The 16196-nt window shown below is 62.6% G+C and carries 18 protein-coding genes, 1 other RNA gene and 2 pseudogenes; 13 read left to right on the top strand and 8 right to left on the bottom strand.

Annotated features, from left to right (window positions below):
- Positions 1 to 11: 11 nt before the first annotated feature.
- Complete coding sequence (locus tag NKJ72_RS00225) at positions 12 to 389, bottom strand: MarR family winged helix-turn-helix transcriptional regulator (RefSeq protein WP_502901818.1); 378 nt, start codon at positions 387 to 389, stop codon at positions 12 to 14.
- Here NKJ72_RS00225 and NKJ72_RS00220 point away from each other — a divergent pair.
- Positions 351 to 1094: pseudogene (locus NKJ72_RS00220) on the top strand (CBS domain-containing protein); the annotation flags it as partial. The gene NKJ72_RS00225 and the pseudogene NKJ72_RS00220 overlap by 39 nt on opposite strands.
- Before the next feature lie 3 nt (positions 1095 to 1097).
- Here the strand turns inward: NKJ72_RS00220 and NKJ72_RS00215 are convergent.
- The 4 genes from NKJ72_RS00215 to NKJ72_RS00200 all read right to left on the bottom strand — a co-directional run bounded on the left by NKJ72_RS00215 (position 1098) and on the right by NKJ72_RS00200 (position 2915).
- Positions 1098 to 1319 (bottom strand): ribbon-helix-helix domain-containing protein, encoded by a 222-nt coding sequence (locus NKJ72_RS00215; protein ID WP_254818946.1) that lies wholly within the window; start codon positions 1317 to 1319, stop codon positions 1098 to 1100.
- Between the two features lie 19 nt (positions 1320 to 1338).
- Positions 1339 to 1542: a DUF4169 family protein gene (locus tag NKJ72_RS00210; protein WP_352475335.1), complete on the bottom strand. Its 204-nt coding sequence runs from the start codon at positions 1540 to 1542 to the stop codon at positions 1339 to 1341.
- Between the two features lie 18 nt (positions 1543 to 1560).
- Positions 1561 to 2097: an SspB family protein gene (locus tag NKJ72_RS00205; protein ID WP_352475334.1), complete on the bottom strand. Its 537-nt coding sequence runs from the start codon at positions 2095 to 2097 to the stop codon at positions 1561 to 1563.
- Between the two features lie 134 nt (positions 2098 to 2231).
- Positions 2232 to 2915: a TetR/AcrR family transcriptional regulator gene (locus NKJ72_RS00200; protein ID WP_352475333.1), complete on the bottom strand. Its 684-nt coding sequence runs from the start codon at positions 2913 to 2915 to the stop codon at positions 2232 to 2234.
- A gap of 167 nt (positions 2916 to 3082) precedes the next feature.
- Here NKJ72_RS00200 and NKJ72_RS00195 point away from each other — a divergent pair, with 167 nt between their 5' ends.
- Entirely contained in the window at positions 3083 to 4288 is a 1206-nt protein-coding gene (locus NKJ72_RS00195; RefSeq protein WP_023676705.1) for a multidrug effflux MFS transporter, read from the top strand.
- 31 nt (positions 4289 to 4319) lie between these two features.
- Positions 4320 to 5204: pseudogene (locus NKJ72_RS00190) on the top strand (LysR family transcriptional regulator); the annotation flags it as partial.
- A 72-nt stretch (positions 5205 to 5276) separates the two neighbouring features.
- Here NKJ72_RS00190 and NKJ72_RS00185 read toward each other — a convergent pair.
- Positions 5277 to 6017 (bottom strand): SDR family oxidoreductase, encoded by a 741-nt coding sequence (locus NKJ72_RS00185; protein ID WP_352475332.1) that lies wholly within the window; start codon positions 6015 to 6017, stop codon positions 5277 to 5279.
- A 310-nt stretch (positions 6018 to 6327) separates the two neighbouring features.
- Positions 6328 to 6683: a transfer-messenger RNA gene (gene ssrA, locus NKJ72_RS00180) on the bottom strand.
- Between the two features lie 161 nt (positions 6684 to 6844).
- Between ssrA and NKJ72_RS00175 the strand changes: the two genes are divergently transcribed.
- The 6 genes from NKJ72_RS00175 to NKJ72_RS00150 all read left to right on the top strand — a co-directional run bounded on the left by NKJ72_RS00175 (position 6845) and on the right by NKJ72_RS00150 (position 11390).
- Positions 6845 to 7156: a DUF2853 family protein gene (locus NKJ72_RS00175; RefSeq protein WP_254818940.1), complete on the top strand. Its 312-nt coding sequence runs from the start codon at positions 6845 to 6847 to the stop codon at positions 7154 to 7156.
- 113 nt (positions 7157 to 7269) lie between these two features.
- Complete coding sequence (locus NKJ72_RS00170) at positions 7270 to 8064, top strand: thymidylate synthase (protein WP_352475331.1); 795 nt, start codon at positions 7270 to 7272, stop codon at positions 8062 to 8064.
- Positions 8065 to 8345: 281 nt separating this feature from the next.
- Complete coding sequence (gene modA, locus NKJ72_RS00165) at positions 8346 to 9137, top strand: molybdate ABC transporter substrate-binding protein (RefSeq protein WP_502895632.1); 792 nt, start codon at positions 8346 to 8348, stop codon at positions 9135 to 9137.
- Between the two features lie 16 nt (positions 9138 to 9153).
- The gene (gene modB / locus NKJ72_RS00160) at positions 9154 to 9858 is read left to right on the top strand and encodes a molybdate ABC transporter permease subunit (RefSeq protein ID WP_352475330.1); all 705 of its coding nucleotides are present in this window, start codon (positions 9154 to 9156) and stop codon (positions 9856 to 9858) included.
- On the top strand, positions 9855 to 10967 hold the full coding sequence (gene modC, locus NKJ72_RS00155; RefSeq protein WP_352475329.1) for a molybdenum ABC transporter ATP-binding protein: 1113 nt from the start codon (positions 9855 to 9857) through the stop codon (positions 10965 to 10967). The genes modB and modC overlap by 4 nt, the downstream gene beginning before the upstream one ends.
- Positions 10968 to 11048: 81 nt before the next feature.
- On the top strand, positions 11049 to 11390 hold the full coding sequence (locus NKJ72_RS00150) for a winged helix-turn-helix domain-containing protein (protein ID WP_023676697.1): 342 nt from the start codon (positions 11049 to 11051) through the stop codon (positions 11388 to 11390).
- 33 nt (positions 11391 to 11423) lie between these two features.
- Here the strand turns inward: NKJ72_RS00150 and cobF are convergent, their stop codons facing one another.
- Complete coding sequence (gene cobF / locus NKJ72_RS00145; protein WP_352475328.1) at positions 11424 to 12197, bottom strand: precorrin-6A synthase (deacetylating); 774 nt, start codon at positions 12195 to 12197, stop codon at positions 11424 to 11426.
- 140 nt (positions 12198 to 12337) lie between these two features.
- Between cobF and NKJ72_RS00140 the strand changes: the two genes are divergently transcribed.
- The 4 genes from NKJ72_RS00140 to hflC all read left to right on the top strand — a co-directional run bounded on the left by NKJ72_RS00140 (position 12338) and on the right by hflC (position 16078).
- Positions 12338 to 13348: a DUF4424 domain-containing protein gene (locus tag NKJ72_RS00140; RefSeq protein WP_352475327.1), complete on the top strand. Its 1011-nt coding sequence runs from the start codon at positions 12338 to 12340 to the stop codon at positions 13346 to 13348.
- A complete protein-coding gene (locus NKJ72_RS00135; RefSeq protein ID WP_352475326.1) occupies positions 13348 to 13866 on the top strand; it encodes a dihydrofolate reductase in 519 nt (172 codons plus the stop codon). Before NKJ72_RS00140 ends, NKJ72_RS00135 begins: the two co-directional genes overlap by 1 nt.
- A gap of 161 nt (positions 13867 to 14027) precedes the next feature.
- On the top strand, positions 14028 to 15122 hold the full coding sequence (hflK, locus tag NKJ72_RS00130) for an FtsH protease activity modulator HflK (RefSeq protein ID WP_023676693.1): 1095 nt from the start codon (positions 14028 to 14030) through the stop codon (positions 15120 to 15122).
- Positions 15122 to 16078, top strand: coding sequence for a protease modulator HflC (gene hflC, locus NKJ72_RS00125; RefSeq protein WP_352475325.1), 957 nt, complete (start codon positions 15122 to 15124; stop codon positions 16076 to 16078). Before hflK ends, hflC begins: the two co-directional genes overlap by 1 nt.
- Positions 16079 to 16196: the final 118 nt, after the last annotated feature.

The following is a 16196-nucleotide window of genomic DNA, read 5'->3' as shown; positions in this document are numbered from 1 at the left end:
CGGCGCATCCCTTATATGTCGCGTCCAGCAAGCAAGCGCTTCAGCATCGGCTCGATCCGCCCGAGTTCGTCGAGATGAGCGGCTGACAGATCGGCGAGACTGTCGTCGGCGCGCTCGGTCAGCCGCAGCAGCACGCGGCGGTGGTCCTCCTCGTCGTGGTCCCTCGCGACGAGCCCGGCTTCGCAAAGACGGTTGACCAATTCCACTGCGCTGTGATGGCGGATGCGCAGGCGCTCCGCGAGGTCGCCAATAGTCACCGGCCCTCCGCCGGGAAACCCTTTGATTGCAAGCAGGGCCTGATGCTGGCGTGGTGTCAGGCCGGCTTCCTGCGCCTGGATCTGGCTGAATTCATGGGCGCGGTCCTCGCCGGCTTCCTGCCGGCCGCCGATCCGGGCTTCTGGGCGCTGCTGGCGCTAGCGGCGACGATGGGCGGCACCATGCGTGCGCCGCTGACCGCCACCTTTTTTGCGGTCGAACTGACCGGCAACACCCATGTCCTGGTGCCGCTGATCGCGGCAACTGCCACTGCGCATGCGGTGACCGTGCTGTTGATGAAGTGTTCGATCCTCACCGAAAAAATCGCACGGCGAGGGCATCACATGGTTCGCGAATACCGTGTCGATCCGTTCGCCCTGACCAGGGTGCGCGAGGTGATGACCAGCGAGGTCGAGAGTGTGCCGGCGACAATGACGCTACACGGCGCGGCAGCGTTCCTGACGGCGCCCGAGACACGGCATCCGAGCTTTCCGGTCGTCGATGAAGAGGGCCACGTGCTCGGCGTCATCGACCCGCCGGCGATCCTGCACTGGAGACGCGCCGGCAAGCACCGCACGACAACGCTTGGCGAACTGCTGGCCGGCAGCAAGGTCACGCTGGCCTATCCGGATGAGTATCTCGAGGGCCTCTCCGACAAGCTGCTGATGGCGAACGTGTCCCATTTGCCGGTCGTCACGCGAGAAAATGCCCGGCTGGTGGGCTATGTCGGCTGGAAGGACCTGATGCGCGTCAGATCGAAGAAACAGGCCGAAGAACGCGACCGCTCGGCTTTGCTTGGCTTCCGTATCCGGCGCAGGAAACAGGATAGCGTTGCCTGAAGGCTAAAACTTGCCGCGCTTGGCCCAATCCAGCACATAGAGCCTGAGCGCCGAGGAGAGGTTCGCATCGCGCGGACGGCTCTCGTCGATTTCGGCGACAAGCGCGGCGAGCGTCAGTTTTCGCACGGCCGCAATGGCGATCAGGTCGTCGTAAAAAGGCTTTTCGAGCGAATAGCTGGTGCGGTGGCCGCGAATCGTGACCGAGCGCTTTTCGACCGGGCTCACGCGACGATCCTATTCACATTCAAGCATCGGATTTGTCCGAATCGCCCGATTTTTCGCGGCGATGGCCGGCGACGAATTTATCGGCCTTGCCGGCGACCAGACGGTCGCGATCCCGGCTGGTTTTGGAACGGCCATGCAGCGCCCGGTTCTGCTCGGCCAGGCGCTCCTTCTCGGTTCGCGCCTTCTGCTTGCGTGCCTGACGGAGATTGACGATCTCGGCCATGTCACGCCGCCCACCGAGTCATTTCTTGCGGAAGGCGTCGAGCGACACCACGTCGGCGCCCTTGGCACCGGCGTCGGCCGCGGCAGGCTTCTTTTCCACCTCAGAGTTTTTCTTCTTCGTCTCAGGCTTTTTCTCGGCGACGATGGCCAGCGGCTCGGGAGCAGGCTTGGCCTTTGTCTCCTGTTCCGCCGGGGTATCGGTCTTGACGTCGAATTCGAGCTCGAAGTTGACGGATGGATCGTAAAAGCCGCGCACTGCCGAGAACGGGATTTCCAGTTTCTCCGGCACGTCGGAAAACGACAACCCGACTTCGAAGCCGGTGTCGCTCACCTTCAGGTCCCAATACTGGAACTGGATGACGATGGTCATCTGTTCGGGATAGCGCTCGCGCAGCCGCGACGATACGCGCACACCCGGCGCGCCGGTGAGAAAGGTGATGAAGAAGTGATGGTTGCCCGGGAGACCGGTGCGCGCGACCTCGGCCAGGACTTTGCGCATGACGCCGCGCAACGCCTCCTGGGCCAGAATGTCGTAGCGGATGTGGTCGTCGGCCATGTGGCTGTCGGGTTCCGTTGAATCGTCCTGATAGCTGTAATCAAGCTTGAGCGCGGCGTAAACCGGATATAGATCGCCTGCGTGCGGAAGCGAAGCCCATCGGCGACGATTTGATCGTCAAACGGCTTTGATCGTCAAGCGCTGGCGAGCGCGCCGTGTTTACCAGCCACAGGCTGCCGCTTGCCGAAGGCGCGCAGGAAGGTGCGCACGCCATTTGTCGCCGACTGCACCACCTCGTCCTCGGTCGGTGTGCCGCCGAGCATGAACGTCGTCTGCAACTCGGCATTGGCAAGCGCCATGAACTGGCGCGCTGCGACGTCGGGATCATCGATATCAAGGAAGCCGGCATGAGCGAGGCGGGCGAAGCGGGCGGCGATCGCCGGCCATGTCCTGCCCGGTCCTTCTTCGCGCCATTCGGCGAACAACTCGGGATAGCGCCCGCCCTCGGTCTGGATCAGCTTGCGCAGGAATTTGCCGTCGCGGTTGCAGATGCAGTTGTGATTCATCCGCACAGCAAAAGCGATGAGGTCGGCCTCGAGATTCTTCGGCTGATCGGGAAAAGTGGAAATCGTGGCAAAGATGCCGGCGTTGCAACGTTCGGTGAGGTCGCGGACGATGGCAACGAAGAGTTTTTCCTTGTCGCCGTGATGATTGTAGATGGTCTGGCGGGAGACGCCGGCCTCGGCGGCAATCATGTCGATATTGGCACCGGCGAAGCTTTCGCGGCAGAAGACCGAGGTGGCGGCATCGACAATCGACATCCGCTTGGCCTCATGGCCCCGTGGCGGGAAAATGTCAGGAGAAACGTTGGCCTTCATGCAAAACTATATAGAGGTGGTTGACGAATTAGACAAGCCTGTCTAAATTTGTGGACTGCACGAAGGGAGTTTCGTTCCGCAGAAGAGTCGGAACTCCATGGGATGGAACGTCCTAGGGTTACGCGCCGGTCCTCGGCGGCAACCAGAATTCGAAAGAGCCTGCTATCATGAACGCCAAATTCCTCCGCATTGCGGTCGTGCTCGGCCTATTGTCCGCGATCGGCCCGTTTGCCATCGACATGTATCTTCCGGCCCTGCCGTCAATAGGCGAGGATCTGCATGCCGGCACTGCCGCGGTGCAGATGAGCCTGCTGATCTTCTTTCTTTCCATGGGCTTCGGCCAGATCGTCGTCGGACCGATCTCCGACATGGTCGGCCGCAAGCTGCCGCTCTACGGCGGCCTGGCGCTGTTCATGGTCGGCGGCGTCGGCTCGGCGCTGGCTCCCTCGATCGAATGGCTGATCGCCTTCCGTTTCCTGCAAGGGCTCGGCGCCAGCGCCGGCATGGCAGTGCCGCGCGCGATCGTTCGCGACCTGCATACCGGCACCGAGGCCGCCAAGTTGATGTCGCTGCTGATGCTGGTGTTTTCGGTGTCGCCGATCCTGGCGCCGCTGACCGGTAGCCAGATCATCGAGAACTTCGGCTGGCGCGCCGTGTTCTGGACGGTGACGGGCGCGGCCGTGCTCGCGACCATCCTGCTGGCGACCTCTCTCAAGGAGACGCGGCCGGTCGAAGAGCGCGCCGGTTCGTCCTTCGGGACGGCACTTTCCGGCTACCGCTTCCTGATGGGCGACCGCAACTTCCTTGGCCTGACGGCCATCGCCGGCTTCGGCATTGCGAGCTTCTTCGTCTATCTGTCGAGCTCGTCCTTCATCCTGATCGACCATTATGGCCTGTCGCCTTCGGTTTACAGCGTGTTCTTCTCGATCAATGCGGTTGCCTTCATCGGCATGTCGCAGCTGACCGGGTTGCTGTCGGAGCGGTTCGGGCTGCAGCGCGTGGTGCGCGTCGCGGTGACCGGCTATGCGACGACGATGGTGGTGCTGTTTGCGGTGATGGCATCGGGTGTCGACCGGCTCGACGTAATGGCGGCGCTGCTGTTCATAGGCTACGGCTTTCTCGGCCTGGTCATCCCGACAACGTCGGTGCTGGCCATGGAAGAGCATGGCGAGATCGCCGGCACCGCTTCGGCGCTGATGGGCACGCTGCACTTCGCCATCGGCGCGGTCGCCATGGGCGTCGCCGGCGTGTTTTTCGACGGCACGCCGCTGCCGATGGTGGCGGGCATCACGCTGTGCGCGGCGATCTCCTTCACACTGGCCAAGATAACGCTCGGCCGCAGCCGGGACGTTGCGGAAGCGCCAGCGGAGTAAGCTTCACCTGTCGAGACAAAAAGGCCGGGCGATGTTCCCGGCTTTTTCACATTTGCGGTCCCGGTTCAAAGCAGCCTATGCCTATATGACGGGTCAAGACATGCAGCTTCGACATCTCAAGACCTTCGTGGCGGTCGCCACCACCTTGAACATCACGCGCGCCTCCGAGCGGGTTCATCTTGCCCAATCGAGCGTGACCGAACAGATCCAGGCGCTGGAAGCCGATCTGGGCACGTCGCTGTTCGACAGGTCACGGCGTGGCTTGAAGCTGACGGCGGCAGGACAGCGCCTGCTGGACTACGCAAACGATCTCCTCGACCTTGCGGACGAAGCCCGTTCCGCTGTCGCCGACGCGAGCGGTACGGTTGCCGGTCGTCTGACGGTCGGCGGCCTGGAGACGCTTTGCTCGACACGCTTGCCGGCTTTGCTGGGGGAATTCCATCGGCGTCATCCCGATGTGGAACTGGACCTCAGGGCGAACGATAGCAGTGGGTTGCGTGCCGGCGTGACAAGCGGCGCGCTGGACGTATCGTTCCATTTCGGAGCCGTCCCGGCGGCGGCGCCGGAGCTGCGAAGCGAACAGATAGCCGAGGAAGAGCTCGTCGTCATAATGCCGGCAAATCACCGGTTGGCCGGATATTCTGCCATAAGGTCCGACGACCTGGCTGACGAGGCCTTCCTCGTCACCCAGCCCGGTTGCGTCTATAGGCGGATGTTCGACGAAACGTTTGCCGCAACATTGCCTGACTGTCCAAAACTCGTCGGCGAGTTCGCCAGCATGGGTGCGATACGGGGCCTTGTTGCAGCCGGTCTTGGATGCGCGCTGGTTCCGCGTCTCGTGGCTTCCGCGGCCGACGCCAATATCGTCGTGTTGCCTTGGGTCGGAAGCAGCCCGGTGACGCCGGTCACCATGGTATGGCGCCACCGGCGCATTCAAGCGCCGGTGCTGCGGCTGTTCCTCGCAATGGTTCGCGAAATTTGGCCATGGCTAGACCAGCCGCTGGCCACCATCGACATGAAGCACCGTTCCGGTGATGAAGCCGTTATGCATCAGGGACGTGATGGCCTGGGCAATGTCGGCTGCCTGCCCGATCCGGCCGACGAGCAGGCGCTTTGCCATGCCGTCCAGCGCAGCCGTCTTTCCGCTGCCGGCGACGGCATCCCAAATCGGCGTGTCGACCCAGCCCGGCGAGACGACGTTGATGCGGATCGGCGCCAGTTCGACGGCAAGAGCGTAGGCGAGTGAGCCGAGGGCCCCATTAACGGCTGCCACCACCGAGCCTTTCGCCGCCGGACGATAGGCGGCGATGCCCGAGGTCAGCGTGATCGATCCCCTGGGCGTCAGACGAGGCGCGCCATGTTTGGCAAGAAGAAGCGGTCCGACGACCTTGGAATCCATCACTTTCCGCGCCAACGAGATGTCCATGTCGGGAAGCGCTACATAGACGCCGGTGACGTCGGCGGCGGTCGAGACGATGTGGTCGAGCGTACCGACATCCTGGAACAGGCGTCGGACCTCGTCCTCACTTGTGACGTCGGCTGCGATCGTCCTCAGCCTTTCCGGGTGAGGCAAGCGCCGCCGTGCGGCCGACAACCGGTCCTGGGAGCGGCCGACGATCGTAACCTTAGCGCCGGCGGCAAGCCCCTGTTCGGCCAGCGAAAGCCCCATGCCGGAGCTGCCGCCAACGATCAGGATGCGTTCGTGTTTTGGTGTGGTTTCCTGGTTCATCTTGTCTCCATCAGGTAGCTCGCCGGGCATGACCACACGCGGCGAGAAACTGAGGCCTTGTCCCGCAAAGGCATGAGAGAAGGGAAACGGGAAGATACGAATGCTGCCATCGGAGGTTCCGATCATGGGAAGCCCTTGGGCTTTCGCCTCAGCCTGAGACGCTCAGCCCGAGACGTTGATGAAACATTCGCCGGTGCGATCGATGCGGTCAGCCAGGGATTGGTATAAAGGCCGCGGCGCCTTGGGTCTGTCAGGGCGCACGAAAAAAGCCGCCGGCCAAGCTGCAGCTGCGCATATCAAAAAAGGGAGAAATGGAGGTTTCTGTTGCCAGGTACCTCCGAACCCCGCCTAGAAGTGCGAACCACTAGGGCTTGAATTGAAGCTATCGCACCGCTTACGCGGCGAGACGTGCTTCCGCATAGTTGTCGTTGGCAACTATAAGTTTAGCCCGATAACGGTGGTACAATGCCGGGCAAAAGTACGATCTTTACACCTTCGTCGATCCTATTTCGCCCCCAGCAAAAGCCGCTCCTGAGCAGCGGTTTTTGGTGGAGGCGCCGGGTACCGCCCCCGGGTCCGAACGGCTTATTTCATCGCCTGTTTATCGCCATAGTCGGTCGAGCCGACGAAGCGAATATAGGGACTGGCGGTGGAAAATGAAAGGCCGGAATGCCACTTTCGTCCGTACCAAAGTGGATCATGAAGGGTTGACTTGCAGCCGGTCTCAACCGAAGCTTTGTGGCGGTGAGGAGACCTAGCGCATACTTGCGGCAGCGCGCCACAATCCTCATCAACCGGATCCCGTGGCGCCGACGAGGGGAAATTCGATGGCCGATTATCTTGCAGACGTAAAGAAATATGATGCGGCGGCGGATGCCGACGCGGTCGCCAAGATCGTCAAACATCTGGGCATCGCGCTCAGGAACCGCGATTCCTCGCTGGTGTCCTGCACCGACCCGGAGGAACTGAAGCGCGTCAGGAACAGCTGGGTCGCCGGCAAGCTCGGCGTCACCGACGGCGCCAAGGCAGATGCGGCTATCGAAAAGGCCTGCAAGGCGATGGCGGCCGACAACAGCAAGAGCCGGGTGACGTTCTACTACCTTGTCGCCAGGGATCTGGGCATGCTCGGCTCGCTCTGAGCAACCTCGCCGCTGATGCTGGTGAGCCTTCTGCTGGAATCGTCTCGCTTTGCTGTGTTCGGCCGACGGTCATTCGGCTATGATGGCTGACAACCCGAATCGGACCGGAGCCGATGCGCCAGTATCTCGACCTTCTGAAGCATGTGCTGGAAAACGGCGCTGATCGCGGCGACCGTACCGGCACCGGAACGCGCTCGGTATTCGGCTACCAGATGCGCTTCGACCTGGCCCGCGGCTTTCCGGTCACCACCACCAAGAAGCTGCACCTGAAGTCGATTGTCCACGAGCTTTTGTGGTTCCTGGCCGGCGACACCAACATCAAATATCTCAACGATCACGGCGTCTCGATCTGGGATGAGTGGGCCGACGAGAACGGCGATCTTGGCCCGGTCTATGGCAAACAGTGGCGGTCGTGGCCGGACGGCCATGGCGGCTCCATCGACCAGATTGCGAATCTTCTGAAGGAGATACGCAAAAATCCTAATTCGCGGCGGCTGATCGTTTCGGCGTGGAACCCGGCCGAGGTGGAGGCCATGGCGTTGCCGCCCTGCCACTGCCTGTTCCAGTTCTATGTTTCGGAAGGCAAGCTTTCCTGCCAGCTCTATCAGCGTTCGGGTGATATTTTTCTCGGTGTGCCGTTCAACATCGCTTCCTATGCGTTGCTGACGCTGATGGTGGCGCAGGTGACCGGATTGAAACCCGGCGATTTCATCCACACGCTCGGCGATGCGCATCTTTACTCGAACCATTTCGAGCAGGCGCGCGAGCAATTGCGGCGCACACCCAAGGCGTTGCCGACGCTATGGATAAACCCCGAGGTGAAGGATCTCTTTGCTTTCCGCTTCGAGGATTTCCGGCTCGACAACTATTTCGCCGACGCGACGATCAAGGCACCGATCGCGGTCTAGCACCATAGCTGACCGTCCATATCGAAATTGCCTACTGCGGCTCCGCTCTTGGGCGTTGTCAGCATTCAACTTGATCGGCCGACGTCGACCTGACGCAATCCCTGGTCGCTGTTTTTATGCAATATTTCCTTCGGCCTCGATACCGCTGTATCCAACGAAGATTATCGCAGGCCAGGAAAACCTCAGCCCAGAAGACCGTCGCCGGTAAAGAGCCTTTCATTGTTATGTTCACATGGATATATCGATAGCGGCTTCGGGCGATCCGGGACGAGGAGAGTTTCATGCTGACGCGCAAGGGTTCGACGACGATTGCCAAAGTCGGTCTCGCCGCCATGCTGATGGTCGTGGTGCCGGCGGCCTATGCCGATGACAAGGTGGTCGTGTTTGCTGCGGCGAGCCTCAAGGAAGGGCTCGACGCCGTCAACAAGGCCTGCGAGGCCGACGTCGGCGAGGTGGCAACCATTTCCTACGCGGCGAGCTCGGCGCTGGCCAGGCAGATCGAAAGCGGCGCGCCGGCAGACGTGTTCGTCTCGGCCGATCTCGACTGGATGAAATATCTTTCCGACAGGAAGCTGACCAAGCCCGAAACCGAAGTGAAACTGCTCGGTAACCAGATCGTGCTGGTCGCGCCGCGGGATTCCAAGGTCGAGACCAGGATTGAAAAGGGGTTCGCTCTTGCCGGGCTCGTCGGTGACGGCAAACTTGCCATGGGCGATGTCAAGGCGGTGCCGGCCGGCAAATACGGCAAGGCAGCCCTCGAATCGCTCGGTGTCTGGTCTTCCGTCGAAGGCAAGGTGGCGCAGGCCGAGAATGTCCGCGCCGCTCTAAAGCTGGTATCGACCGGCGAGGCAGCACTCGGCATCGTCTACGCCACGGATGCGCATGCGGAGCCTGGCGTGAAAGTGGTCGGCACTTTCCCCGCGGGTACCCATCCGCCGATCATCTATCCAGTCGCCCAGCTTGCGGATTCGAAGGGGAAGGATACCCCGGCATTCCTAAAATGCCTGCAATCCGCCAAGGCTGGCGAACTCTTCAAGGGGCAAGGTTTTACCGTGCTCGCGCCGAGCAATTAGGGCAACGCGCTGACGTATGAACTGGCTGCTGGATCTTACTCCCGACGAATGGAACGCGGTCCGGCTGTCGATCAAGGCGGCGACCGTGGCGATGATCGCCAGCCTGCCGCCGGGCGTAGCAATCGCCCTTGTGCTCGCCCGCGGCCAGTTCTGGGGCAAGACGCTGCTCAATGGTCTGGTGCATCTGCCGCTGATCCTGCCGCCGGTGGTGACTGGCTATTTGCTGCTTTTGACTTTCGGCAAGCGCGGTCCGGCCGGGGCTTTCCTGGCCGAGCATTTCGGCATCGTTTTTTCCTTTCGCTGGACGGGCGCCGCGCTCGCCTGCGGGGTAATGGGTTTTCCGCTGATGGTGCGGGCGATCCGGCTGTCTATTGAGGCCGTCGACCGCAAAATCGAGGCGGCCGCCGGCACGCTTGGCGCCAATCCGCTATGGGTATTCGGCACGATCACCCTGCCGCTTATCCTGCCCGGCCTGATCGCCGGTGCGATCCTCTCCTTCGCCAAGGCGATGGGCGAATTCGGCGCGACGATCACCTTCGTCTCCAACATCCCGAACGAGACGCAGACGCTGCCGTCGGCGATCTATACTTTCACGCAGGTTCCCGGCGGCGACGCCGGCGCGCTCAGGCTGACGCTGATCTCGATCGTCATATCGATGGCGGCACTCGTGGCCTCGGAAGTGCTGGCGCGGCGTGTCGGCCGGCGGATGGACATCGAATGACGGTTCAGGTCGACATCAGCCACCGGCTTGGCGGTTTCGCCGTCAATGCCCGCTTCGAGAGCGCCGGGCGGCTGACTGCGCTGTTCGGGCCTTCCGGCTCCGGAAAGACGACGCTCATCAATTTGATTGCCGGGCTGATCCGCCCCGACAAAGGCCGTATCGCGGCCGAGGGCCGCGTGCTGGTCGATAGCGACGCCGGCCTGTTCGTGCCGAAACACAAACGGCGGATCGGCATGGTGTTCCAGGATGCGCGGCTGTTTCCGCATATGAGCGTGGCGAGCAATCTGCGCTATGGCCGTTGGTTCACGCCGGCTGCCGAGCGCTACGCGGATATCGATGGCGTGGTCGAACTGCTCGGCATCGGTCATCTGCTCGACCGGCGGCCGGCAAAACTCTCCGGTGGCGAGAAGCAGCGCGTGGCAATCGGCCGGGCGCTGCTTGCCAGTCCGAAATTGCTGCTGATGGACGAGCCGCTGGCGTCGCTCGACGAGGCGCGCAAGGCCGAGATCTTGCCTTATATCGAGCGGCTACGCGACGAGACGAAAATTCCGATCGTCTATGTCAGCCACTCGATCGCCGAAGTGGCGCGGTTGGCGAGTGACGTCGTGGTGCTGATGCAAGGCAAGGTCGCTGCTTCCGGTCCGACCGGAGCGATCATGCAGCGTCTGGATCTATTGCCGGCCGAAGAGCGCGGCGAGGGCGGTGCCGTGCTGGATACCGCGGTTCTGCGCCACGACGAAGCCTTTGGCATGACGGTGCTAGGCTCATTGGCGGGCGAGATCCGGGTGCCGCTTCTGGCAACGCCGGTCGGTGCGCCGGTGCGCGTCCGCATCCGAGCCCGCGACGTGATGATCGCCACCGAGCAGCCGGTTGGCCTCAGCGCGCTCAACATATTGCCGGGCACGATCGTGGCGATAGAGCCGGGCGAAGGGCCTACGGTCGAGATTGGTCTCGACTGCAATGGCGCAACCGTGCTTGCCCGCATCACCGAAAAGTCGCGGCAGACGCTGGGGCTCCGGCTTGGTCGACAGGTCTTCGCCGTGGTCAAGACAGTGAGCTTCGACCGGGCGAATACCGGGACCGGCTTGCCGGCCGAGGCGGATGGGTGATCGGCCGATGATTCGCTATATCGTTTGGGAATAGCGGTATCGCTGCAGAACTTGTAGAGTAGCGTGACCGCGGAGGAGCAAATGCCGTCGCTGAGTTTGCGGATAAATCTCGATCCAGATGGCCGCATCGGGCCGGGCAAGATCGAGCTTCTGGAACAGATCGCCGCCTTCGGCTCGATTTCGGCCGCGGCGCGCGGCATGGAGATGTCCTACAAGCACGCCTGGGATCTGGTCGAAGACATGAACCGGGTGTTCGGCAAGCCGCTGGTTGCGGCACAAACGGGCGGCAAAAAAGGCGGTGGCGCTCAGTTGACGTCGGTCGGGCTTGCTGTGGTCAGCCGCTTCCGCGCGATCGAGCGGGCTGCGTCTTCAGCAGCGGCGGCGCATATGGAGGCGCTGCAGGCCGAGATCGACGCTGCGTGAACTCGGCGGAATTCATGCCGCGCTCGATCCCTGCTAATCCTCCGGCTCGCCCGGCTTGCGCAGCAGATAGGTGTCCATGATCCAGCCTTTTTTCCGGCGGGCCTCCTCACGGGTGCTCACGATCTTGTCGCCGACGTCGCCAATCCGGCCCGAGATGACGATCTCGTCGGGGGTGCCGAGGTAGGCGCCCCAGTGGACGGTGACGTCCTTGTCGTCCAGCGTGTTGAAGGCGCATTTGCCGTCCAGCATGACGATGGTGCTGCCGGCGTTTTCGGGCAGACCTTCCTCGGTGAGCCGGCGGCCGGTGGTGATCAAAACGGCGTCGCCGATTCGGTTCAATGCCATTTTGTGGCTGGCGGCGAGTGCCTGGATGGCGGTGATGCCAGGGATGACCTCCAGCTCGAACGCGATATTGCCTCTGAGGCGCACGCGATCCAGGATGCGCAGCGCGCTGTCGTAGAGCGATGGATCGCCCCAGATCAGGAAGGCGCCGCAGCCATCTTCGGGGAGTTCGTCGCGGATCAGGCCTTCGTAGATCACGGCGATCGCTTCGTGCCAGTCGTCGACGGTCGAGCGGTAGGAAGGCGCCGGTTCGGCGCGCACCGGCACCTCGAATTCGACACGGCGCGAGTTCGGATTAGTGACGAAGCGGTCGCAGATCTGGCGGCGCAATTCGGCGAGATCGCTCTTCTTGGCGCCCTTGTCGGGAATGAACAGCACGTCGGCCCGATTGAGGCCGTTGATGGCCTGGACCGTCATGTGCTCCGGATTGCCGGCGCCGATGCCGATGACGAGAAGCTTGCGCATGGGCCAACTCCTGCCCGATCGGAACCGGTGTGTCTAGACCGACACGACATGCCGGCAGGCGCCGGCGCATTTGCCGAAAGGCTTTGAAACGCCACATTGAACAGCTAGAGTCATGTTGGCATTCTCGCCGGGGAGTCTCCATGTTCCGTTACGTCCTGACCGCAGCCTTGGCGCTCTCGGCTACGCCTGCGCTCGCCAATGATTCGGTCGCCGAACTCGACACTGGTGGGCTGATCCTTTCGCGCAGCGATGCGGTGGCGATGGAAAGCGAGGATCTCTACATCTCGCCGGAAAAGGTGACGGTCGACTACGTCTTCCGCAACAACACCGACAAGGATGTCAATGCGATCGTCGCCTTTCCGATGCCCGACATCGAAGGCGACCCCGAAGAAATACCGGCAATTCCGGAGGCGCAGAGCGACAATTTCCTCGGCTTCGAAGTGACGATCGACGGGGTGCCGGCAAAGCCGCAGCTCGAGCAGAAGGTGTTCGCGCTCGGCATCGACATCGGCGCTGACCTGAAGGCGCAGGGCGTACCGTTCTATCCGTTCGGCGATGCGGCCAAGGCAGCGCTGGCAAAGCTGCCGCAAGCGGTCACCGACGACTGGGTCAATCGCGGCATCATCATCGAGGACACCGCCGACGACGGTTCGGGCATGAAGACCGTCTATACGCCGTTCTGGCAATTGCGCTCGACCTATTGGTGGCGCTCGACCTTTCCGGCCAACAGGGCGGTCCATGTCTCGCATCGCTACAAGCCGAGCGTCGGCGGCACCTCCTCGGTCAGCTTCTTCTATGACGGCCAGTTCCAGGGCCAGTATGCCGCCTACAAGACACGCTACTGCATGGACGATGCCTTCGAGAATGCCGTGCGCAAGGCAGCCAAGGACGATCCCGACGGCTACCCCAAATATTTCGAGAACCGCATCGCCTATATCCTGACCACGGGCGGCAACTGGGCCTCGGGGAACATCGGTACGTTCAAGCTGACCGTCGACAAGGGCGATCCGAAGAACCTGGTCTCGTTTTGCGGCGAAAACGTCAGGAAGATCGGACCGACCACGTTCGAGATGAAGGCGCAGAACTTCTACCCCGAGCACGACATCGACATATTGCTGCTGGAGCCATCCGATGGCGGGAACGGCGGCTGATGGATCTCGCGATTTATGTCGCCATCGCCGAGAACGGCGTGATCGGGCGCGAGGGTGGGTTGCCGTGGCGGCTTTCCACCGATCTCAAGCGGTTCAAGGCCGATACGATGGGCAAGCCCATCGTCATGGGTCGCAAGACCTATGAAGGCATCGGCCGGCCATTGCCGGGCAGGCTCAACATCGTGGTGACACGAGACAGGGCATGGCGCGCCGAGGGCGTCGAAGTCGCGCACTCGATCGAGGACGCGATCGCGCTGGCGACGGTGCGCGGGCGCTGCATGGCCGGCGCCGACGAGATCTGCGTCATCGGCGGCGGGGAGATCTACGCTCAGGCGCTGCCGTTGGCTGATCGGCTGCACGTGACCCATGTTCTGGCCGCGGTCGACGGCGATGCCCATTTCCCGCCGATCGATCCGGCGCTGTGGCGGATCGTCCGCTCGCAAGACGTGGCGGCTGGCGAAAAGGACAGCCATGCGACACGCTATTCGGTTTACGAGCGGCGCCGCGACGTGCATTGAAGACGACAAAGGGTCGCGACAGGTCTAAATGGACCCAAAAGGCGGACAGTGGCGGCAGCCGATCGCGTTGAAAGCGTGCCGTTGCATCCCTATAGAAGAATAATATTGGATTTTGCGCCGGTGAGCCGGCGCTTGAGGGAATTCCAAGCGAAAGGACATTCATGCCCTGGAACGACAAGAGCGGCGGCGGCGGCCCGTGGGGCGGCGGCAACAATCAGGGGCCTTGGGGTCAGGGACCCAAGGGACCCAGCGGCCCACAAGGCTCGCCTCCCGATCTCGAGGACATCATCCGGCGCGGGCAGGACAGGTTGCGGCGCGCGCTGCCGGGCGGCGGTGGCGCGAGCCCGGCCGTGTTCGGGCTGATTGCCGCGGCTCTGGTGGTGCTATGGGCGTTCAAGGCGGTCTACACCGTGCAGCCCGACGAAGTTGCGGTCGAGCTCAGGTTTGGCAAGCCGAAGGCGGAGCTCTCGCAGCCTGGCCTGCATTTCCATTGGTGGCCCATTGAAACGGTCGAGACCGCCAACATCGCCGAGCAGCTTGTCAGCATCGGCGGCGGCAGTTCCAGCGGCAATGGCCTGATGCTTTCCGGCGACCAGAACATCGTCAACGTGCAGTTCTCTGTGGCCTATCAGGTCTCCGACCCTAAGGCCTATCTGTTCGACGTGTCCGACCCGGACGGCATGCTGCAGCAGGTCGCCGAAAGCGCGATGCGCGAAGCGGTCGGCCGGCGCCCGGCGCAGGACATTTTCCGCGACGACCGGCAAGGCATTGCGGCGTCGGTGCGTGAGATCATCCAGACGACGCTGGACGGCTACAAGGCCGGCCTCAACGTCAACGCAATTTCGATCGAGGACGCCGCGCCGCCGCGCGAGGTGGCAGACGCGTTCGACGAGGTGCAGCGGGCCGAACAGGACGAGGACAAGTTCGTCGAGCAGGCCAATCAGTATTCCAATCAGAAGCTCGGCCAGGCGCGCGGTGCGGCCGCACAGATCCGGGAAGACGCGGCCGCCTACAAGAACCGGGTCGTGCAGGAGGCCGAAGGCGAGGCGCAGCGCTTCATCTCGGTCTATGACGAATATGCAAAGGCGCCGGAAGTGACGCGCAAGCGGCTCTACCTGGAGACGATGGAGAGGGTGCTGAAGGATTCGAGCAAGGTCATCGTCGAGCAGGGCAACGGGCAAGGGGTGGTTCCCTACCTGCCGCTGCCGGCATTGCAGCAGAAGGCGCCGGCACCGGCCACCGGAGGAAACCAGTGATGGCCAACCGTCTTCCCGTCATTGCGGTCATCGCCGCGGTCATCCTGTTCCTGCTCTATTCGTCGGTCTTCGTCGTCAATGCGCGCCAGCAGGCGCTGGTGCTCAGGTTCGGCGAAATCGTCGACGTCAAGAACCAGCCGGGCATCTATTTCAAGGCGCCATTCTCTTTCTTCGATGCCGACACCGTGCAGCTGATCGAAAACAGGGTGCTGCGCTTCGACCTCGACAACATCCGCGTCCAGGTTTCGGGCGGCAAGTTCTATGAGGTCGATGCCTTTATCGCCTATCGTATCTCGGACCCGCGTGTGTTCCGCGCCGCGGTCTCCGGCCAGATCGAACTGGCCGAGGCCCGGCTGAGGACGCGTCTCGACGCCGCCTTGCGCCGCGTCTATGGCCTGCGAGACTTCGAGGCGGCGCTCTCGGAAGAGCGCGCCGTGATGATGCGCGAGGTGCGCGATCAGCTGAGGCCGGATGCCACCTCGCTTGGCCTGCAGATCGAGGATGTCCGCATCCGCCGCACCGATCTCACGGCCGAAGTTTCGCAGCAGACCTTCGACCGCATGAAGGCCGAACGTCTCGCCGAAGCCGAGCGGCTGAGAGCGCGCGGCAACGAGGCAGCGCAGCGGATCAGGGCTCGCGCCGACCGCGAAGTGGTGGAAATCGTCGCCGAAGCGCAAAAAGAGTCTGAAATCCTGCGTGGTGAAGGTGAAGCCCAACGCAGCGCCACGTTTGCCGGTGCCTATCAGCGCGATCCGGCCTTCTTCGATTTCTATCGGTCGATGAATGCCTATGGCACGGCGCTGAACAGTACCGGAACGACGATGGTGCTGTCGCCGAATTCCGAGTTCTTCCGCTTTTTCCGCGACCCGAACAGCAAGGAAACGCCTGCGGCACCGGCGGCACCACCGCCTGCCGCTCCCGCCGCACCGGCGGCACAGCCAGGCACCGGCCAGTAGGGCCGGTGCAGGGGCGCCGGCGTAACGGAGGATTTATCCTCTGGCCGTAGCCATAGCCGCAAACGTGCCTTATTTCTTGCCAACATGACGCGGACCGGCATTTTTGCCGAAGCGGTTT

The sequence above is a fragment of the Mesorhizobium sp. M0045 genome (genome assembly GCF_040323385.1).
GTDB lineage: Bacteria > Pseudomonadota > Alphaproteobacteria > Rhizobiales > Rhizobiaceae > Mesorhizobium.
The sequence above is the reverse complement of the archived record's forward strand: the minus strand, read 5'-3'. Positions and strand labels throughout refer to the sequence as shown.